Source organism: Sinorhizobium numidicum (assembly GCF_029892045.1).
In the GTDB taxonomy this organism is placed as follows: Bacteria; Pseudomonadota; Alphaproteobacteria; order Rhizobiales; family Rhizobiaceae; genus Sinorhizobium; species Sinorhizobium numidicum.
This window is the reverse complement of the sequence record NZ_CP120368.1, coordinates 3,587,669-3,607,354: the sequence shown is the minus strand read 5'-3', so window position 1 is coordinate 3,607,354 and position 19,686 is coordinate 3,587,669. Positions and strand designations below refer to the sequence as shown.

Sequence of the window (19,686 nt, the reverse complement as noted above, 5' to 3'; positions counted from 1 at the left end):
GCTGGGGAAAAGTGAAGCAACGGTGCAGCGGCAGCCTGCTGCATGGTTCCTTCATCGCACGGCGCTGTACGAAAAAAGCCGGGGGCATCGGCAGATGCCCCGGCTTTCATGATCAAGCTATTCGTCTGCTCAGGCTGCGAGGTCGCGCAGAACCGTCTGCAGGATGCCGCCGTTGTTGACGTAGGTAACCTCGTCCAGCGTATCGATGCGGCAGATGAGCGGCACTTCCTTCACCGAGCCGTCGCCGTAGGTGATCCTGGCAATGCGCTTTTCGCGCGGCTGGACGTTGGCAAGGTTTTCGATCGTCACGAGTTCATCGCCCTTGAGCCCGAGGGTGGCCCAGGTCATGCCCTCTTCGAAGACGAAGGGAACCACCCCCATACCGACCAGGTTCGAACGGTGGATGCGCTCGAAGGACTGTGCGATTACGGCCTTCACACCCAACAGGTTCGTGCCCTTCGCCGCCCAGTCCCGGGAGGAACCGTTGCCGTATTCGACGCCGGCAAAGATGACGAGCGGAATGCCCTCTTCCTTGTACTTCATGGCGGCATCATAGATCGACATCTCCTCCTTGGAGGGATAGTGGATCGTGTAGCCGCCTTCCTTGCCGTTCGGGCCAAGCATGTGGTTGCGAATGCGGATGTTGGCGAACGTGCCGCGCATCATCACTTCATGGTTGCCGCGGCGCGTGCCGTACTGGTTGAAGTCGGCAACGGAGACGCCATGGTCGAGCAGATACGAGCCCGCCGGCGATGCAGCCTTGATCGAGCCGGCCGGAGAAATGTGGTCGGTGGTGATCTTGTCGCCGAAGAGGCCGAGAACGCGGGCGCCCTTGATGTCGGAAATGCCCGAGCCTTTCTTGCCCATGCCGACGAAGTAGGGCGGGTTCTGGACATAGGTCGACGCCTCGTCCCAGGTATAGGTCTGGCCGGCCGGAACCTGGACCGCCTGCCAGTTGGCGTCGCCCTTGAACACATCCGCATATTTCGTCGCGTAGAGCTCGCGGGTCACGTATTTGAAGATGAAATCCTGGATTTCCTGCGCGGTCGGCCAGATGTCCTTGAGGTAGACCGGCTTGCCGTCCTGGTCTTCGCCGATCGGCTCCTTGGTCAGATCCTTCTGGACCGAGCCGGCGAGCGCGTAAGCGACGACGAGCGGCGGCGAGGCGAGGTAGTTCGCCTGGACGTCCGGCGAGATGCGGCCCTCGAAGTTGCGGTTGCCGGAAAGAACGCCGCCGACGATAAGGCCCTTATCGTTGATCGCCTTGGAGATCGGGCCCGGCAGCGGGCCGGAATTGCCGATGCAGGTGGTGCAGCCGAAGCCGACCAGGTTGAAGCCGAGCTTGTCGAGATCGGTCTGCAGGCCGGATTTCGCCAGGTATTCGGCGACGACCTGCGATCCGGGCGCCAGCGAGGTCTTGACCCAGGGCTTGGTCTTCAGCCCCTTGGCGACGGCGTTGCGGGCAAGCAGGCCTGCCGCGATCAGCACCGAGGGGTTCGAGGTGTTGGTGCAGGAGGTGATCGCGGCGATCGCGACGTCACCGTGGCCGAGGTCGAAATCGGTGCCTTCGACGGGGTAGCGGTTCGCAAGCTGGCCGGGCCTCTTATAGTCGTTTTCGAGTGCCACGGCGAAGCCGGAGGCGATATTTTCGAGCGCGATACGGCCTTCCGGACGCTTCGGTCCGGCCATCGACGGCACGACGTCGCCGAGATCGAGCTCCAGCGTGTCGCTGAAGACGAGATCCGAGCCGTCGCCTTGGCGCCACATGCCCTGCGCTCTTGAATAGGCTTCGACCAGCGCGATGCGCTGCTCTTCGCGGCCGGATATCGTGAGATAGTTGATCGTCTCGGCATCGACCGGGAAGAAGCCGCAGGTCGCGCCGTATTCCGGGCCCATGTTGCCGATGGTCGCGCGGTCGGCGAGCGTCATGTTATCGAGACCGGGGCCAAAGAATTCGACGAACTTCGAGACCACGCCCTTCTTGCGCAGCATCTGCACGACGGTGAGCACCAGATCGGTCGCGGTGACACCTTCCTTGAGCTTGCCGGTGAGCTTGAAGCCGATGACTTCCGGCAGCAGCATCGAGACCGGCTGGCCGAGCATGGCCGCTTCGGCTTCGATACCGCCGACACCCCAGCCGAGCACGCCGAGGCCGTTGATCATCGTCGTGTGGCTGTCGGTGCCGACGCAGGTGTCCGGATAGGCGGTGATTTCGCCGTCCTCTTCACGGGTCCAGACGGCCTGGCCGAGGTATTCGAGATTGACCTGATGACAGATGCCGGTGCCGGGCGGCACGACGCGGAAGTTCTTGAACGCCTGCTGACCCCATTTCAGGAAGCGGTAGCGTTCGCCGTTGCGCTGATATTCGAGTTCGACGTTGCGCGCGAAGGCCGTCGGCGTGCCGAACTCGTCGACGATCACCGAATGGTCGATGACGAGGTCGACCGGAACCAGCGGATTGATCTTTTCCGGATCGCCGCCGAGCGACACCATGGCGTCACGCATAGCCGCGAGATCGACGACCGCCGGAACGCCGGTGAAGTCCTGCATCAGGACGCGGGCGGGACGGTAGGCGATTTCGTTTTCCGCAGTGCCCTTGTCGTTCAGCCAGGCGGCGACGTTCTCGATGTCCTTCTTGGTAACGGAGCGGCCATCCTCATTGCGCAGCAGGTTTTCCAGCAGCACTTTCATCGAATAGGGAAGCTTCGAGATGCCGGCCAGGCCGTTCGCCTCCGCCTTCGGCAGGCTGTAATAGACATAGTCCACACCGTTGACGGTGAGCGTGGAGCGACAATTGAAGCTGTCTAGGGATTTGGACACTTGGATAATACCCCGTTCCGTCTGATCGCCAAAAACTGACGTACGAACGCCCGAGCGCTATGAAGCGCGAAATGGGATGCGGGTGCGGCCATTTCCGCTGTCCGTACGTGGAAATATCATTCCATGTTCGGCGCTTGGATGAAATTCACGCCGACCGCTGGCGTGTTGGGCGCGTTATAGATAATTTCTCCAAATCGTGCCAGACCAACCAAGGTCCAATCTGAACTTTTTTTGCTCTGCGGCAACGAGCGTGAAGGGAAGCTGAAGTTTCATGCGCCTGCTGGCTGAAGGTTTGAGTGCGCGGCGCGGCGAAGACCTGATTTTTAACGATATTTCCTTTGCGCTTGCGGCGGGGGAAGCGCTTATCGTCACGGGTCCGAACGGCTCCGGCAAGTCGACTTTGCTGCGCGTTCTTGCCGGCCTCCTGCAGGCGGAATCGGGCAGACTGCGGCTCGAAGGCGGGCCTTCGGAATTCGAGCATCCGTACGAGCTCAGCCACTATCTCGGACACCGCAACGCGATGAAGCGTGAGCTGACGGTCGAGGAAAATCTTTCCTTTTGGCAGCGTTTCATGGGTGATTCGCCTGGCGGTTCCGGCGTCGACGTGGCCGCGGCGGCGGCGGCCGTCGGCCTTTCCGACATTGCCCATCTTCCCTTCGGCTATCTTTCGGCCGGGCAGCAGCGACGAATGGCGATGGCGAAGCTTCTCGTCGCCTACCGGCCCATCTGGCTCCTCGACGAGCCGACCGCCGCGCTGGACGCGGGGGCGGACAGGCTCTTTAGCGGACTGGTTATCACACATCTCCATCGCGGCGGCATCGTCGTCGCCGCGACGCACCAGCCTTTGCGCCTCGAACGAACGCAAGCCCTGCAGATGAAAGGGTTTGCGCATTGATGGCCCTCTTCTTCCAAGACCTGAAGCTTTCGGTGCGCGCCGGCGGCGGAGCGCTGCTCGGCGTGCTCTTCTTCATGACGGTCGTCGCAGTCGTGCCGTTCGGGGTCGGGCCCGACCTCAACCTGCTCGCGCGCATCGGACCGGCAATCCTCTGGGTCGGTGCGCTGCTCGCCTCGCTCCTCGGCCTCGACCGCCTTTTTCAGGCGGAGCGAGAGGATGGCTCGCTCGATCTTCTGCTGATGCAGGAAACGCCGCTGCTCTTGACGGTCTTCGTCAAATGCGCCGCCCATTGGGCGGCGACCGGTTTGCCGCTGGTGATCGCTTCGCCGCTGCTCGGGCTCTTCATGAACATGAGCGAACTCGCCATCGGCGCCACTATGCTCACTCTTCTTGCCGGAACGCCTGCAATCACTCTCATTGGAGCGGTTGGTGCGGCGGTAGCGGTGGCCTTGCCGCGCGGCGGGCTACTCGTGTCGATCCTCGTGCTGCCGCTCGCCATACCCGTGCTGATCTTCGGCGTCAGCGCGGTTTATGCAGCGATCGAAGATCCCGCCCCCTTTCTGCCGCCTTTCATGATATTGATGGCAATAACCCTGTTCTTCGCGGTGATCGGACCGGTGGCGGCCGCCGCCGCCCTCAGGCATTCCGGCGACTAATGCATTCTGCCCAAAAGTGCGCAGCGGTTTTGGAATGAAGACATGCATAAAGACAAAGACAAAGACAAAGACAGGGCGCGGTCTAACGCGATCGTGATTGGCCACTGCATAATTCCTTAGATCGAATTCGATCTAAGGAATTATGCAGCAATTCAAAGTGCTACAGCGACCTTGCTCGTCTGATAAGACGCGCGGCGCTGTAGGATGAATTGCGAAAAGGGTGCTTCCGCGTTAAAGAGCCGTTATGAACGAAAACAGCCTGGCCATCCACAAATTCAGCGATCTTGCCAATCCGACCCGGTTTTTGGCGCTGGCGGATCGCGTGCTGCCTTGGCTAGCAGTTCTGACCGCGTTGTTTTTCGCCGTTGGTCTGTGGCTGTCCTTTACGACCGAGGGCGACTATCAGCAGGGCGAGACGGTGCGCATCATGTATGTGCATGTGCCTTCGGCCTGGCTGTCGATGATGTGCTACACGGTGATGGCGATCTCGGCGCTCGGTACGCTCGTCTGGCGCCATCCGCTGGCCGATGTTTCCGCCAAGGCGGCTGCACCGATCGGCGCCTGCTTCACCTTTCTCGCGCTCGTCACCGGTTCGCTTTGGGGCAAGCCGATGTGGGGCGCATGGTGGGTGTGGGATGCGCGGCTCACTTCCGTCTTCGTGCTCTTCCTCATGTATCTCGGGCTGATTGCGCTGAACCGCGCCATGGACGATCCTGCCCGCTCGGCGCGCGTCTCGGCGGTGCTGGTGCTCGTCGGCTTCGTCAACATTCCGATCATCAAATTCTCGGTCGAATGGTGGAACACGCTGCATCAGCCGGCGAGCGTTATGCGCCTCGACGGGCCGACGATCGATCCGGAGTTTCTGCGGCCGCTTCTCACCATGGCAATCGCTTTCACATTGCTGTTCTTCGCGCTGCACATCGCTGCGATGCGCAACGAGATCTGGCGCCGTCGGGTGACATCGCTGCGGCGTCAGGCCGCCCGCAACGCCGGCAGAGAGGCTTTGACGCCATGATGAGCCATACCGCCTATATGATCGCCAGCTACGCCGTTGCCGCTTTGACGGTGGCGGGGCTCGTGCTCTGGATCATCGGCGACGGCCGCGCCCGCCAGCGCGAATTGAAGACGCTCGAAGCCGCGGGCATTCGCCGTCGTTCGGCGGAGGTATCGAGCGGAGAGGGCAAATGAGCAGCATCCACGTGCCCGAACCGGACGAGCGCAAGCCTGGCATTTTACGCTTCGTGCTCGCAGCGCTGCCGCTCGTCATCTTCGCGGCGTTGGCGCTTATCTTCTGGAGCCAACTGAATTCCGGCAAGGACGTCAGCGAAATTCCGTCGGCCCTGATCGGTACCAAAGCGCCGAAGCTCGATCTGCCGCCGCTTGAAGGCGCTGCGACGCCTTCCGGTCAGCCGGTGCCGGCGCTGACGGATGCGGCGATCAAAGGCAAGCTCACGCTCGTCAATATCTGGGCTTCCTGGTGCGTGCCCTGCCGGCAGGAGCATCCGATCATCCTGCAATTGTCCAAGGATCCACGCCTCACCGTCGTCGGCATCAATTACAAGGATCGCAACGACAATGCCCTGCGCTTTCTTGGCGAGCTCGGCAATCCGTTTACCGCGATCGGCGTCGATCCGGCCGGCAAGGCGGCGATCGACTGGGGCGTCTACGGCATTCCGGAGTCCTATCTCGTCGGCGCAGACGGCACGATCCTCTACAAGCGCGTCGGCCCGTTCGATGAACGCGCGCTCAGAGAAGGGCTGACGCCGGCGATCGAGAAAGCGCTTGCGGGCTCGTGAGCGGTAGAGCCCTCGACTGATCTTGTGTTAAAGCCCAGCCTGCCAAGCCTTCACCGCATCGAGCGGCCAGACCAGCATCAGCACGTTGAGCGTCAGATTGTCGCGCACCATCCAGCTGGTGAAAAGCTCGAGAGCAATTGCGATCGCGACGGTTAACGCCACCGGCAGCCGTGAAGCGATGAGGAAGCCCGCCGCCATGGCGATCGTGTCCATGGTGGAATTCAAAATGCTGTCGCCGAAATAATCGAGCGAGATTGTCGCGGAGCGATAGCGGTTGATCACCATCGGCGTATTCTCGGCGATCTCCCAGGTGGATTCGATGGCGGTTGCGAGAAGCAGGCGCGCACTCAAGGGCTTTCCACGCAGCAGGAGATGGCCAAGGCCGTAGAAGAGGAAGCCGTGTATGATGTGCGACGGCGTGTACCAGTCGGTAATGTGCTGGGAATTGCCGCTGGATTTGACGACGCCTTCCCAAAGCTTCGCATAGCCGCATTCGCAGATCCAGAGACGCCCCATGAAGTGCTGCGCCGTGATCTGGATTGCGAGAACGCCGAGGCAGGCGATCAGCCAGAGCGTCGCACGGCGTTGCCTGGTGTCGTCCGTACCGGTTGCGACAGTCACTCGGCGCCGTCCTGTTCCAGCGAATGCTTCATGATCAGCGGCATCTGGGCGAGCGTGAACAGAATGGTGATCGGCATCGTTCCCCAGACTTTGAAGGCGACCCAGAAATCCGTCGAGAAGGAGCGCCACACGACCTCGTTCAGCACCGCGAGAAGCAGGAAGAACAGTCCCCAGCGGACCGTCAGCTTGCGCCAGCCGTCCTCGTCCAACTTGAAGGCGGCGTGGAAGACATAACCGAGCAGTGATTTGCCGAAGAGGAGGCCGCCGAGCAGGATCGCGCCGAAGAGCGTGTTGACGATGGTGGGCTTCATCTTGATGAAGGTATCGTTCTGCAGCCAGAGCGTCAGCGCGCCAAAGACGAAGACGACGATGCCGGACACGAGCGGCATCATGGGCAGGGTACGGGTCAGCATCCAAGAAGCGATGAGCGCCACTGCCGTTGCCCCCATGAAGAGGCCGGTGGCAATGAAGATCGGTCCGCCGAGTTCGGAGAGGGCAGGGAAATGGTGCGCCAGCCAGTCGCCACGGGAATTGGCGAAGAAGAACACCATGAGGGGCCCCAGCTCCAGGACGAGTTTCAGGAGCGGGCTCACTTCCTTCTGCGGTTTGGCAGCCTCGATCGTCGACATTTCAGGATCCTGTTCGTTCATCTTCTGGCTGCTCATAACACCAGCATTGAGGCAAAACCATATCAACGGGGCCATTCCGCGTCCAAGCGTTCCGCTTGGTGAGCACAGAATTGTTGGTATCAGGACGCGGCAACGCCGGCGATCGCCTCGGCAAAATCCCTCGCCTCGAAGGGCTCGAGATCGTCAATACCTTCGCCGACGCCGATGAAATAGACCGGCAATTTGTGTTTGGCGGAGATCGCAACCAGAATGCCGCCGCGTGCCGTGCCGTCGAGCTTGGTCATGATCAGGCCGCTGACGCCGGCGACGTTGCGGAAAATCTCGACCTGCTGCAGGGCGTTCTGCCCGGTCGTCGCATCGAGCGTCTGCAGCACGGTGTGCGGCGCGTCGGGATCAAGCTTGGCGAGAACGCGGACGATCTTTTCGAGCTCGGCCATCAGCTCGGCCTTGTTCTGCAGTCGCCCGGCGGTATCGATGATCAGAACGTCGGATCTCTTTTCCCGGGCGAGTTGGAAGGCGTCGTAGGCAAGCCCGGCCGCGTCGGCGCCGAGCTTCGAGGAGACGATCTCGGATTTCGTCCGCTCGGCCCAGATCTTCAACTGTTCGATCGCAGCAGCGCGGAAGGTATCGCCGGCCGCCACCATTACCTTCAGGCCGGCGCCGGAGAGCTTGGCAGCGAGTTTGCCGATCGTCGTGGTCTTGCCGGTGCCGTTGACCCCGACAACAAGGATCACATGCGGCCTGTGGCTGAGATCGAGCTCCAGCGGCTTGGCGACCGGCGCCAGCACCTTGGTGATCTCGCCGGCCATGATGCGGGAGACGTCGTCGCCGGTAACATCCTTGCCGTAGCGCTCGGAGGCGAGCGTATCGGTGATGCGCATTGCGGTCTCGACTCCGAGATCGGCCTGGATCAACAGGTCTTCCAAATCCTGCAGCGTCGCCTCATCGAGCTTCCTCTTGGTGAAGAGGCTGGCGATCTGGCCCGTCAGTTGCGACGAGGTGCGCGCGAGGCCTTGCCGCAGCCGCTGGTACCAGGAGAGCTTCGGCTGGGGCGCCGGCGCTTCCTCTCGAGGCCGCTGGTCGGAGGCCGCGAAGCCTTTTGGTAAATCGCGGGCGGGTGCGACTGAGAGCTGCGGCTCTGCTGCATCACCCCCCTCTGCCCTGCCGGGCATCTCCCCCGCAAGGGGGGAGATTGGCATGGCGGCGCTCTCTTCATGCACCGTGACGTTTTCATCGGCAGCGAGGTCCGTGTTTTCCAAGGCGCCTTCGCGTGTGGCGCCGGGGTCTTCCTTGGGCAGGTCGGGCGATGCACCGACATCGCCTGTGGTGTCGGCCTCGCGTGCGGTCAATTCGGGCGAGACGGCAAGATCATCTGTGCCGGCCTTTGCCTCCCCGATTGCAGTGTCGTCCTCGGCGGTTGCCCCGGTCGCCATCTGCTCTCCCCCCTTGTGGGGAAGATGTCCCGAAGGGACAGAGGGGGGTATCGCCGCCGCGCCCTTGTCATCATCAAGTGTCTCGGCGTGTTCGGAGGCGGGTTCACCCGCCTCTGCCCCGCCGGTCTTCTCCCCTGCAGGGGGGAAGATTGGACGCGGGAGGCTCTCGTCTTCTATCCTGACGCTTTCGTCGGCAGCGATGGTCGGACTGGCCTCGAAACCTTCGCTCCGGGCGTCCGTGTCTTCCGCGGACAGAGAGCCAGAGAGATCGTCCGCGCTGGCCTTTGCCTCCTCGATAGTGGTGCGGTCACCCTCGGCAGTTGCCTCGGTAGCGATCTGATCTCCCCCCTTGTGGGGGAGATCTCCCGAAGGGACAGAGGGGGGTATCGCCGCCGTCTCTGGAGTCTCCGCCGCAGCCTCTTGCGGCGGCGCAGGTTTCTCCTCGACGGCGTCTTTGCCGAAGGAGAAGATCTTCTTGATGAAACCAATCGCCATTCGAATGTCCGGATTTCAGGCCGCAGCCATCTGTTTTCGCTGCATCGTCAGATGCTTGCCATTGTGGCCGGTGATCGTGACCGCAACAAGGGACCGCGGCTCGAGGCCGGCCGCATCGACGAGCGTGAAGTTTTCCGTGTGCGCCAGCCCCTTCATCTCGATGAGGATCGTCTGCTCGCTACCGATCATGCGATCGAGGTGCGCGGCGTGAAGCTCGGTGCCCTTCGCCCGCATGCGTGCGGCACGATCCTTGACGAGAGCGCGGTCGAGTTGCGGCATACGCGCGGCCGGCGTGCCGGGGCGCGGACTATAGGGAAAGACATGCAGACGCGCGATGCCGCAGTCCTCGGCGAGACGGACGGCATTGTTGAACATCGGCTCGGTCTCGGTCGGAAAACCGGCGATCATGTCGGCGCCGAAGCTGATCTCGGGCCGCAGGCGGCGGACCTCGTCACAGAAGGCGCGGGCATCGGCGCTCGAGTGCCGTCGTTTCATCCGCTTGAGGATCAGGTCGTCGCCGTGCTGCAGCGACAGATGCAGATGCGGCATGAAGCGCGGCTCGTCGGCGATGAGGTCGAGAAGATGCCGATCCGCCTCGATGCTGTCGATCGATGACAGGCGGAGACGGAGGACTTCCGGGACCTGCTTCAACAGCGTCTTGGCGAGCAACCCGAGCGTCGGCGTTCCGGGCAGATCGCCGCCGTAACTCGTTGCATCGACGCCGGTCAGCACGATCTCCCGGTAGCCGCCTTCGATGAGCCGGCGCGCCTGATCGACGACCGCGCCCATCGGCACCGAGCGCGAATTGCCGCGGCCGTAGGGAATAATGCAGAAGGTACAGCGGTGGTCGCAGCCGTTCTGCACCTGGATGAAGGCGCGCACATGCCCGTCAATGTGCTTCACCATTTGCGGGGCGGTTTCCGTGACGCTCATGATGTCGTTGACGCGGAGTTTTTCCTCGGCCGAGACGCCGAAATCCGGCAGCGAGCGATAGGAGGCGTTCGTAAGCTTCTCCTCGTTGCCGAGCACCGCATCCACCTCGGCCATTTCGGCGAAGGTCTCCTTTTCGGTCTGGGCGGCGCAGCCGGTGACGATGATGCGTGCATGCGGGTTGTCGCGCCGCGCGCGGCGGATCGCCTGGCGCGCCTGACGCACGGCCTCGCCGGTGACGGCGCAGGTGTTGACGAGGATGGCGTTGTTCAGCCCCGCCTTCTCGGCTTCCGCCCGCATCACTTCCGATTCATAGGTGTTGAGGCGGCAGCCGAAGGTTATGACCTCGACGCCGCTCAAAGCGCTCGCGCTCCGTTGTCGCCAGCCGTTATGTCGTCGCGCTGAAAAACGCCGGTGGCAGGGTCGAGCGTGCCAGACCATTCCCATTCGGCCGGCCCCGTCATGATGACGTGATCGTCGCTTTCCCGCCATTCGATCAGAAGCGGTCCGCCGGGGACGTTCACGGTCACCGTCCGATCTGTACGGCCGGTTCTCGCGCCACTGACGGTGGCAGCGCAGGCGGCCGAGCCGCAGGCGAGCGTAAGACCAGTGCCGCGCTCCCAGGTCCTCAGGTCCATCTCGTTGCGAGAGCGGACATGGGCGATCGAGATATTGGCGCGTTCGGGAAAGATCGGATGGTTTTCGAGGAGCGGACCGAAACGACCGAGATCGTAGCTCCAGACATCGTTCTCGACCCAGAAGATCGCATGCGGATTGCCCATCGAAGCGACGGACGGCGAATGCAGGACCGGCTCGTCTATCGGCCCGATCTGCAGCTCGATCCGGCGCGTGTCGTGGAATTCCTCCGCCAGCGGGATTTCGTGCCATCCGAAGCGTGGGCTTCCCATGTCGACGGAGATCGTCCCGTCGTCATGCTCGTTGGCTTCGAGCAGACCGGCGACGGTGTGGAACAGGAAGGCCTTCTTGCCGGTCTCGGCGGCAAGCGCCTGGACGACGCAGCGCGTGCCATTGCCGCAGGCCTGCGCCATCGAACCGTCACAGTTGATTATGTCGATCCAGGCATCGGTGCCTGCCGCCTTTGGATCGTGGATCGCCATGATCTGGTCGAACTCGGTCGCCGGATCGGCATTGAGTGTGATCGCGGCCTGAGGCGTCACGCGATCCTTGCGCCCGCGCATGTCGACGACCAGGATCTTGTTTCCAAGTCCGTTCATCCTGGCAAATTGCACGTTGTCGGCCATGTCGCGATTGTCCAAACTCGGCCTCCAATCGGGGAGGCGCCCTTCATTTGCGCTGTATATGGCGGAAAAGCCCGGAAATTACCAGTGCCGGCGTTATTCCTGGGCCACCGATGAGAGAGGAACGTTGAAGACTTCCCCCGGGCGCAGCGGCCTGAACCGGGCCTGTTCGATGCCGGCCTTTTCGAGCGCCGCTTCCAGCGCTTGCAGCGGCTCCTCGATGCCCTCGTCGGTCAGGCGGAACGTACCCCAATGGTGTCCCGCCACGTGTGCGGCGCCGCAGGCGATCATGCCCATGACCGCCTCTTCCGGATTCTGGTGGTGGCTCTCCATGAACCAGCGCGGTTCGTAGCAGCCGAACGGCAGGTTGGCGAGGCGGAAAGTGCCATGCTTGGCGCGCGCGGCGCGATAATTGATCCCCTCGTGAAAACCGGTATCGCCGACGTGGTAGATCTTGCCGGCTGGCGTCTCGATGACGAAGGCGGCCCACAGCGCCATGCGCCGGTCGCGGGAGCGGCGGGCTGACCAGTGATGGCAGGGCTCCGCATGGATGACGACGCCGTCGTCAAGATCGATCCGATCGCCCCAGTCGAGAACCGATATCTCCGCATCCGGGACGGCGCGGCGGATGATCGTGTCGTTGCCGAGCGGGGTTATCACATGCGGCGCATGTTCGTCGTTCAGAGCGCTCAACGTATCCAGATCGAGGTGGTCATAGTGATTGTGCGTGACGAGAACGATGTCGATCGGCGGCAGGTCGTCCATCAGAATGCCCGGCGGATTGCGGCGGTGTGGGCCAAAAAGGGCGAACGGGCTTGCGCGGTGCGACCAGACCGGGTCCGTCAGGATATTCACGCCACCCACCTGGATCAGCAGCGTCGCGTGTCCGACCATCGTCACCCGGAGACGATCTCCGTCGACGGTAAGATCGGGTGTGGCCTGGAGGAAGGGGCTATCGTAGCGCCCCGGCCATTTCGCCCTGCCGCCGCCGAACTGCCAGCGCAACAGATCGGCGAAGCCGCGTGGCATGTTGCCGCCGGGATTGAAGAAGCGAACGCCGTCAAAATGATCCGAGACGGGGCCGCTATAGTACGGGTTGCCAGCTTTCCTCATCACTCAGCAATTCAAACAGCGACCTTTGCGCGTCTGGTTAGACGCGCGGCGCTGCAGGGTCAAGCACCTCTCCCGACCGAAAGATAGGAGCGTTTCGCGTCCGAGCACAGGGTTGCGGCAAAGGTCATTAAGAAATTCTTGAAGATGACAACTCGGTTGCTAGTATGCGCCATGCTCGTCCGCTTCGATAAACAGGAACGCCTCTACAAAGCCATCAAGCTTTTGCGCCCGGCTCATCTCAACGTCCAACGGACGCTCGAGAAAATGCTCGAGGGAGCGGGGATTACGGTCACGGAGCGTGCTGTGCTGGAGGCGCTCTGCGAGGAGCCGCTGACGGTACCGGAGGCGGCCCGGCGGCTCTCGATGAAGCGGCAATTCGTGCAGCGCATAGCGGCAGGACTTCTGGCGAAAGGCCTCGTCGAGAAGCAGCCCAATCCCGAGCACCGCAGGGCCTATTTCTGCGCTCCGACCCATGCCGGGCGGGACTTGTTCAGCGCCGTCCATCGGCGCGAGATCGAAATGCTGCACGCGGTGCTCGGGGATATCAACCAGACCGAGGTGGTCGTGGCCCTGCGCGTGATGACGCGGATCGACGCCGCGTTCGAGGCGCTTGCCCGACAGGCGGGCGAGATCCGGGAGGAGGGTCCGTGACGGCGTTTCTCTCAGTGGCCGGGGCGATCATCGTCGTGGCAGCGCTCTTTGTCTTCGCGCTGCGGCGCGAGTTGCAGAAGACATCAGCACCGACCACCGGTGAGCGCATCGATTTCTCCATGCGACCGAATCTCGCCCTTCTCATCATCGACATGCAGAAAGATTTCACGTCCGTCGACGGAAAATACGGATGGGATGAGGCCTATCTGAAGGCGCGTCTCGCGGCGATCGGTATCATGGCGGCCAAGGCGAAAGAGGCCGAGATCCCGGTCATCGCCATTCGCCATGTCTATCGATCACCGCTGATCAGGCTGATGATCCGGCTCTTCGGGGAGGGGCGCGGCATTCCCGGCTCGAAAGGTCTCGGCCTTTCGCCCGAGCTGCCGGTTTCGCCGGACATCGAAGTGGAGAAGCCGTTGAGCGACAGCTTCTCGTCGCCGGGGCTGGAGGGCTATCTCGCGGCGAAGGGGATCGGCACGCTGCTGCTGACGGGGCTCGACGGCTGCCATTGCGTGCAGGCCACCGCCAACGGCGCGCTCAACCGCGGCTATCGGGTGGAGATCGTTGAAGACGCGGTCCTGAGCCACGACGAAGCGGACTGGCGCAAACATGTCGCGGCGCTCGAAGGGCGCGGCGCCGTCCTTATCTGACGCTACCGGCGGGGCGAGGGACCTGTGCGGCGGGTTTCCGCTCGTACAGAGGCGATCGAACGTGGGTCGATCCTTGACTTTTCGTTCGCTTTGCTGTTAATCCCGGCCAATTCCTTCGCAAGTGAAGACTTCGAAGCCGCCGACTGGGCCCCGCAAAGGTATAAAGAGAGCCCGGAGGTCAACACCCGACAGCGCGTGGCGCCCTCGGGTGGTTTTTGGCTTTGCGCCTTGTTTTCCGCGCGAGGGAACCCACGTTTCCGGCTGATCCTTTTGGTGCAACCGGAAACAAGAAGGAAGAAAGAATGTTCGAGAGCCTCCAGGACCGTCTTGGTTCCATATTGAATGGACTGACCGGCCGCGGCGCCCTGTCGGAAGCTGACGTTTCCGCGGCGCTTCGGGAGGTCCGCCGTGCGCTGCTCGAAGCCGACGTCGCGCTCGACGTCGTGCGCTCCTTCACGGAAAAGGTTCGCGAGAAGGCGGTCGGCGCCGAAATCCTGAAATCGATCAAGCCCGGCCAGATGGTCGTCAAGATCGTTCATGACGAGCTTATCGCCATGCTCGGCTCCGAGGGCGTGACGATCGACCTCAATGCGCCGGCTCCCGTCGTCATCATGATGGTCGGTCTCCAGGGCTCGGGCAAGACGACGACGACCGGCAAGATCGCCAAGCGGCTGACGGCCAGGGACAAGAAGAAGGTCCTGATGGCCTCGCTCGACACCCGCCGTCCGGCCGCGCAGGAGCAATTGCGCCAGCTCGGCGTGCAGACCGGCGTCGATACGCTGCCGATCATCGCCGGTCAGTCGCCGACCGATATCGCCGCGCGCGCCGTACAGGCGGCGAAGCTCGGCGGACATGACGTCGTCATTCTCGATACTGCCGGCCGTACCCATATCGACGAACCGCTGATGATCGAGATGGCGGAGATCAAGCGGAAGTCCAACCCGCACGAGATCCTGCTCGTCGCCGATGCGCTGACTGGTCAGGATGCGGTCAATCTCGCCCGCAACTTCGATGAGCGCGTCGGCATCACCGGTCTCGTCCTGACCCGCATGGATGGCGACGGCCGCGGCGGTGCGGCGCTTTCGATGCGCGCAGTCACCGGCAAACCGATCAAGCTGATCGGCGTCGGCGAAAAGATGGACGAACTCGAGGAGTTCCATCCGCGCCGCGTCGCCGACCGCATCCTCGGCATGGGCGACATCGTCTCGCTGGTCGAAAAGGCTGCCGAGAACATCGACGCCGAGAAGGCGGCCGCCATGGCCGCCAAAATGGCCAAAGGCAAGTTCGACCTGAACGATCTCGCCGATCAACTCGGCCAGATGCAGAAGATGGGCGGCATGGGCGGCATCATGGGGCTGATGCCCGGCATGTCGGGCATGAAGGACAAGATGGCCGCCGCCGGACTCGACGATAGCCTCTTCAAACGCCAGCTCGCCATCATCTCGTCGATGACAAAAGCCGAGCGCGCCAATCCGGATTTGCTCAAGCATTCGCGCAAGAAGCGCATCGCTGCCGGCTCCGGCACCGATGCAGCCGACATCAACAAGCTTCTGAAGATGCACCGCCAGATGGCGGACATGATGAAGATGATGGGCGGCAAGGGCAAAGGCGGCATGATGAAGCAGATGATGGGCGGGCTTGCCAACAAAATGGGCCTTGGCGGCTTGAACGGCGGCATGCCGGACCTGTCGAAGCTCGATCCGAAGCAGCTCGAGGCGTTGCAGAAGCAGGCCGAAGCCGCCGGCCTCGGCAAGCCCGGCAGCCTGCCCGCCCTCGGTGGCGGCGGACTCCCCGGTCTTGGCACTGCCAAGCTTCCGGGTCTCGGCAGCGGGTTCCCGGGTCTTCCCGGCTTGCCGAAGAAGAAATGAGGGCCGCGAGAGAATGATTGATCCCGAGATCACAGAGGAATTGGCGGGCTACCGGCAGTCGATCGACAACATCGATGCCGCGCTCGTTCACATGCTGGCCGAACGCTTCCGCTGCACCAAGGCGGTCGGCGTTCTCAAGGCCAAGCACAAGCTGCCGCCGGCCGACCCGGCGCGCGAGGAATACCAGATCGAACGCCTTCGCCACCTGGCGAAGGATGCCAATCTGGACCCGGATTTCGCCGAGAAGTTCCTGAACTTCATCATCAAGGAAGTCATCCGGCATCATGAAGCCATCGCCGCCGATCGCTCGCAGCCCGCGGGCAGCGCCGGTGCAACCCATTCCGCTTGAACGAAGCGGTCAAGAAAGCCTGCAAGGAGTAATTGAAATGGCACTGAAAATTCGTCTCGCCCGTGGCGGTTCCAAGAAGCGTCCCTATTACCAGATCGTCGTTGCCGATGCGCGCAGCCCGCGTGACGGCCGCTTCCTCGAAAAGCTCGGCTCCTGGAACCCGATGCTCGGCAAGGACGACGAAAAGCGCGTCGAGCTTGACGCCGAGCGCGTTCAGCATTGGATTGCCCAGGGCGCACAGCCGACCGACCGCGTCCTGCGCTTCCTCGACCAGGCTGGTCTTGCCCAGCGCCCGGCCCGCAGCAACCCGAACAAGGCGCTGCCGGGCAAGAAGGCGCAGGAACGCGCCGCCGAGGCCAAGCAGAAGGCCGAAGAGGCAGCCGCAGCCGCTCAGGAAACTGCCGCGGAATAACATCCGTCAAACGGTGTGGCAAACGGGCGGCATTTCCATGCTGCCCGTTTTGCATTATTGGCACGCGTATGAAAACACGCTTTGTGCACTGCAGACCCTACCTGGATGCCGGAAGATGATGAAGCTTCAAAACCCTATCCTGATGGCGACCATCGGCGCGGCGCAAGGGCTGCGCGGAGAGGTGCGGGTGAAATCCTATACTGAGGATCCGACGGCGCTTGGCGACTACGGCAATCTGCATAGCGCCGACGGCCGCGTTTTCGAAGTGCTCGAGATCCGTGAAGCCAAGAACATGGTCGTCGTACGTTTTCGCGGCATCAATGATCGAACCGCGGCGGAGGGGCTCAACGGGCTCGAACTTTTCGTCGAGCGCGACAACCTTCCCGACGACGATCTCGATGAAGACGAGTTTTTCTACGCCGATCTCGAAGGACTGGAAGCAGTCGACGGCACGGGCAAAAGCTATGGCTCGGTGACCGGCGTGTTCGATTTTGGCGCCGGCGACCTTTTGGAACTGAAAGGCCCCGGCAAGCGGCCGGTGCTGATCCCGTTTACCGAGTGGTCCGTGCTCGAAATCGATCTCGAAGCCGGCAGGCTGCTGGTCGATCCGGTTGCTGCCGGTCTCATTGATGACAAGAACGAAGGCGCGGGCAGCCCATTCCCGAAACGCAAGTGAGCGGTCCTGCGATGTCTTTTCGCGCGACGGTCCTGACGCTCTATCCGGAAATGTTTCCGGGGCATCTCGGCGTCTCGCTCGCGGGCAAGGCGCTGGAGCGCGGCCAATGGTCGATCGAGGCCGTGCAGATTCGCGATTTCGCCGAGGACAAGCACCGGACCGTGGACGATACGCCGGCGGGTGGTGGCGCCGGCATGGTGCTGAAGCCCGGCGTTCTCGCCCGCGCCATCGATCATGTCTCGGCGGATGATCATCGGCCGCGTCTGCTGATGAGCCCGCGTGGCCGGCCGCTGACGCAAGACCGCGTGCGCGAGCTTGCGTCCGGTCCCGGCGTCGTCATTGTCTGCGGCCGTTTCGAAGGCGTCGACCAGCGGGTGATCGATACGCGCAATCTCGAAGAAATCTCGATCGGCGATTACATTCTTTCCGGCGGTGAACCGGCAGCGCTCGTTCTGCTGGATGCCGTCGTGCGCATATTGCCAGGCGTCATGGGCAATGAATTGTCCGGCATCCACGAGAGCTTCGAGGGCGGTCTCCTGGAACACCCGCATTATACGCGGCCGCAGGTTTTCGAGGGTCATGAAATCCCGGCAGTGTTGACCTCCGGAAACCACGGCGCCATCGCCAAATGGCGCGAGGCGGAGGCCCGCCGTTTGACGGCCGAGCGCCGTCCCGATCTTCTGGAGCACAGTCGGAAAGACGGGGAGCCTTCGCCTCAGCCCGTGAAAAAATAATAGGCGGCGAGCAGCAGGCCGACGGCGACGACGAGCGCGCGGATGACGGTTTGGGACACGCGCCGGGCCGCCCAGACGCCCGCATAGCCGCCGAGTGCGGCACCCGGCACCATGATCGCCGCGTGCAGCCAGGAGACGACGCCACCCGCCGCAAAGACGAAGATGGCGATCGTGGCGATGACGATCGAGATGAAGTTCTTCAGCGCGTTCAACCTGTGATAGCCGCCGCCGGTCGCAAGCCCGAGCACCGCGAGCATCATGATGCCCATACCGGCGCCGAAGAAGCCGCCATAGACGGAGGTCGCCATCTGGCTCGCGACGCCGAGCGGGCCGATGCGGTGTTCATCGCTGCGTGCTTTCGGCTTCAGAAGCGGACCCGCCGCGAAGATCGCCGTCGCGGCAACAAGCAGCCAGGGCACCATCGCGCGGAAGGACGGGTTGGAGAGCGAAAGCAAGAGCAATGCGCCGGCGAGCCCGCCAACGGCCGAAATGAGCCCGAGGACGATCGCGTTCCGCCGGTCGGCGCGGATTTCCTTGGCATAGGCGAGCGCCGAGGTGATGTAGCCGGGCAACTGGATGATCGACGACGTGGCGTTGGCGACGATCGGCGGCAGGCCGCCAAGCGTCATGGCGCCGAAGGTCAGAAAGGTACCACCGCCGGCGATGGCATTGACGACACCGGACAGGAACCCCGAAACAAAAAGCAGCAAGGCTTGCATTATCGTCATGGCTATCCCCGAACCGTGTGGTCTCGGGATAGCGGTTGGTGGAAACGACCGCAAGCCCGCCGTGTCGTCGTTTTCTCATGCCTGCATTTTCGACAAGTCTGATAAAATACCGGCCGAACACTTGGAAAATCGGCTTTCGGGGATGACAAGCCGGGTCGTTTGGTGTATGTGCCGGCCCGGTTCGGGTTCTTGCCCGTCGACCATCAACAAAGAATGGCGAATCCGCTCCTGCGTAAAGACGGCAAGGCCTGAAGGAAAGTCCGACAGGCCGATCGAGAGCGCTCTGGCTGTTTCAGAAGAAAGCAAAGGTTAAACCGATGAACATCATCCAGCAGCTGGAAGCCGAACAGGCCGCCAAGATCGCCGCCAAGCGCACTCTTCCCGATTTCTCCGCCGGCGACACCGTCCGCGTGAACGTGCGCGTCGTCGAAGGCAACCGTACCCGCGTTCAGGCCTATGAAGGCGTCTGCATTGCCCGCTCCGGCGGCGGCATCAACGAGAGCTTCACCGTTCGCAAGATTTCCTACGGCGAAGGCGTCGAGCGCGTATTCCCGGTTTATTCGCCGCTCGTCGAGAGCGTCGAAGTCGTTCGCCGCGGTAAGGTCCGCCGCGCCAAGCTCTACTACCTGCGCGATCGTCGCGGCAAGTCGGCTCGCATCGTCGAGAACACCGGCACGCGCGCTCGCAAGCTGAACGAAGCCGAGCGTCAGGCCATTGCCGAGGAAAAGGCACGCATCGAGGCTGAAAAGGTCGCAGCCGCCCAGGCGCTTGCTGCCGAGAAGGCAGCAGCGGAAGCCGCCGAAGCAAAGGCGGCAGCCGAAGCTGCCGAAGCAAAGGCAGCGGAAGCCGCAGCAGAATAAGATTTCAGTTCTTTGAACCTGCAGGAAGGCGGCCTTTTGGCCGCCTTTCTTTTTTAGCACTATCTGCTTGTCTTTCCGGCGAAATTTGTGACATTTTCTGCTGCCACAATT

At 62.6% G+C, this 19,686-nt stretch carries 21 protein-coding genes; 13 read left to right on the top strand and 8 right to left on the bottom strand.

The window, feature by feature from the left end; translation table 11 throughout:
• Positions 1-129: 129 nt before the first annotated feature.
• Positions 130-2,820, bottom strand: a complete 2,691-nt coding sequence (gene acnA, locus PYH37_RS28535; protein WP_280734847.1) for an aconitate hydratase AcnA — start codon at positions 2,818-2,820, stop codon at positions 130-132.
• Positions 2,821-3,091: 271 nt separating this feature from the next.
• Here acnA and ccmA point away from each other — a divergent pair, with 271 nt between their 5' ends.
• From ccmA to PYH37_RS28510, 5 genes are all read left to right on the top strand, one after another.
• Positions 3,092-3,715, top strand: coding sequence for a heme ABC exporter ATP-binding protein CcmA (ccmA, locus tag PYH37_RS28530; protein ID WP_280734846.1), 624 nt, complete (start codon positions 3,092-3,094; stop codon positions 3,713-3,715).
• Positions 3,712-4,371, top strand: a complete 660-nt coding sequence (gene ccmB, locus PYH37_RS28525) for a heme exporter protein CcmB (protein ID WP_280734845.1) — start codon at positions 3,712-3,714, stop codon at positions 4,369-4,371. The genes ccmA and ccmB overlap by 4 nt, the downstream gene beginning before the upstream one ends.
• 244 nt (positions 4,372-4,615) lie before the next feature.
• Complete coding sequence (locus tag PYH37_RS28520; protein ID WP_280734844.1) at positions 4,616-5,386, top strand: heme ABC transporter permease; 771 nt, start codon at positions 4,616-4,618, stop codon at positions 5,384-5,386.
• A complete protein-coding gene (gene ccmD, locus PYH37_RS28515; RefSeq protein ID WP_280734843.1) occupies positions 5,383-5,559 on the top strand; it encodes a heme exporter protein CcmD in 177 nt (58 codons plus the stop codon). Before PYH37_RS28520 ends, ccmD begins: the two co-directional genes overlap by 4 nt.
• Entirely contained in the window at positions 5,556-6,167 is a 612-nt protein-coding gene (locus PYH37_RS28510; protein ID WP_280734842.1) for a DsbE family thiol:disulfide interchange protein, read from the top strand. The genes ccmD and PYH37_RS28510 overlap by 4 nt, the downstream gene beginning before the upstream one ends.
• 27 nt (positions 6,168-6,194) lie before the next feature.
• Here the strand turns inward: PYH37_RS28510 and PYH37_RS28505 are convergent, their stop codons facing one another.
• From PYH37_RS28505 to PYH37_RS28480, 6 genes are all read right to left on the bottom strand, one after another.
• A complete protein-coding gene (locus PYH37_RS28505) occupies positions 6,195-6,788 on the bottom strand; it encodes a DUF2585 domain-containing protein (RefSeq protein ID WP_280734841.1) in 594 nt (197 codons plus the stop codon).
• Positions 6,785-7,417: a septation protein A gene (locus PYH37_RS28500; protein WP_280736003.1), complete on the bottom strand. Its 633-nt coding sequence runs from the start codon at positions 7,415-7,417 to the stop codon at positions 6,785-6,787. The genes PYH37_RS28505 and PYH37_RS28500 overlap by 4 nt, the downstream gene beginning before the upstream one ends.
• Positions 7,418-7,536: 119 nt before the next feature.
• The gene (ftsY, locus tag PYH37_RS28495; RefSeq protein WP_425336146.1) at positions 7,537-9,147 is read right to left on the bottom strand and encodes a signal recognition particle-docking protein FtsY; all 1,611 of its coding nucleotides are present in this window, start codon (positions 9,145-9,147) and stop codon (positions 7,537-7,539) included.
• Between the two features lie 213 nt (positions 9,148-9,360).
• The gene (gene mtaB / locus PYH37_RS28490) at positions 9,361-10,635 is read right to left on the bottom strand and encodes a tRNA (N(6)-L-threonylcarbamoyladenosine(37)-C(2))-methylthiotransferase MtaB (RefSeq protein ID WP_280734839.1); all 1,275 of its coding nucleotides are present in this window, start codon (positions 10,633-10,635) and stop codon (positions 9,361-9,363) included.
• Entirely contained in the window at positions 10,632-11,537 is a 906-nt protein-coding gene (gene dapF / locus PYH37_RS28485; RefSeq protein ID WP_280736002.1) for a diaminopimelate epimerase, read from the bottom strand. Before dapF ends, mtaB begins: the two co-directional genes overlap by 4 nt.
• Before the next feature lie 93 nt (positions 11,538-11,630).
• The gene (locus PYH37_RS28480; RefSeq protein WP_280736001.1) at positions 11,631-12,647 is read right to left on the bottom strand and encodes an MBL fold metallo-hydrolase; all 1,017 of its coding nucleotides are present in this window, start codon (positions 12,645-12,647) and stop codon (positions 11,631-11,633) included.
• A 144-nt stretch (positions 12,648-12,791) separates the two neighbouring features.
• Here PYH37_RS28480 and PYH37_RS28475 point away from each other — a divergent pair, with 144 nt between their 5' ends.
• The 7 genes from PYH37_RS28475 to trmD all read left to right on the top strand — a co-directional run bounded on the left by PYH37_RS28475 (position 12,792) and on the right by trmD (position 17,987).
• A complete protein-coding gene (locus PYH37_RS28475; protein ID WP_280734838.1) occupies positions 12,792-13,298 on the top strand; it encodes a MarR family winged helix-turn-helix transcriptional regulator in 507 nt (168 codons plus the stop codon).
• The gene (locus PYH37_RS28470) at positions 13,295-13,948 is read left to right on the top strand and encodes a cysteine hydrolase family protein (RefSeq protein WP_280734837.1); all 654 of its coding nucleotides are present in this window, start codon (positions 13,295-13,297) and stop codon (positions 13,946-13,948) included. The genes PYH37_RS28475 and PYH37_RS28470 overlap by 4 nt, the downstream gene beginning before the upstream one ends.
• A 302-nt stretch (positions 13,949-14,250) precedes the next feature.
• On the top strand, positions 14,251-15,816 hold the full coding sequence (gene ffh, locus PYH37_RS28465) for a signal recognition particle protein (protein ID WP_280734836.1): 1,566 nt from the start codon (positions 14,251-14,253) through the stop codon (positions 15,814-15,816).
• A 13-nt stretch (positions 15,817-15,829) separates the two neighbouring features.
• Positions 15,830-16,165: a chorismate mutase gene (locus tag PYH37_RS28460; RefSeq protein ID WP_280734835.1), complete on the top strand. Its 336-nt coding sequence runs from the start codon at positions 15,830-15,832 to the stop codon at positions 16,163-16,165.
• Between the two features lie 37 nt (positions 16,166-16,202).
• Positions 16,203-16,577 (top strand): 30S ribosomal protein S16, encoded by a 375-nt coding sequence (gene rpsP / locus PYH37_RS28455; protein ID WP_280734833.1) that lies wholly within the window; start codon positions 16,203-16,205, stop codon positions 16,575-16,577.
• A 115-nt stretch (positions 16,578-16,692) separates the two neighbouring features.
• On the top strand, positions 16,693-17,253 hold the full coding sequence (gene rimM, locus PYH37_RS28450; protein WP_280734832.1) for a ribosome maturation factor RimM: 561 nt from the start codon (positions 16,693-16,695) through the stop codon (positions 17,251-17,253).
• An 11-nt stretch (positions 17,254-17,264) separates the two neighbouring features.
• The gene (gene trmD / locus PYH37_RS28445; protein WP_280734831.1) at positions 17,265-17,987 is read left to right on the top strand and encodes a tRNA (guanosine(37)-N1)-methyltransferase TrmD; all 723 of its coding nucleotides are present in this window, start codon (positions 17,265-17,267) and stop codon (positions 17,985-17,987) included.
• On the opposite strand, the gene PYH37_RS28440 is transcribed toward trmD, so the two are convergent.
• Positions 17,969-18,715, bottom strand: coding sequence for a sulfite exporter TauE/SafE family protein (locus tag PYH37_RS28440; protein WP_280734830.1), 747 nt, complete (start codon positions 18,713-18,715; stop codon positions 17,969-17,971). The two genes, trmD and PYH37_RS28440, sit on opposite strands and share 19 nt — an antisense overlap.
• A gap of 317 nt (positions 18,716-19,032) precedes the next feature.
• On the opposite strand from PYH37_RS28440, the gene rplS reads away from it, so the two are divergent.
• Positions 19,033-19,575 carry a 50S ribosomal protein L19 gene (rplS, locus tag PYH37_RS28435; protein ID WP_280734829.1) on the top strand — a complete coding sequence of 181 codons (543 nt, stop codon included), beginning with the start codon at positions 19,033-19,035 and terminating at the stop codon, positions 19,573-19,575.
• The last annotated feature ends 111 nt before the right edge of the window (positions 19,576-19,686 follow it).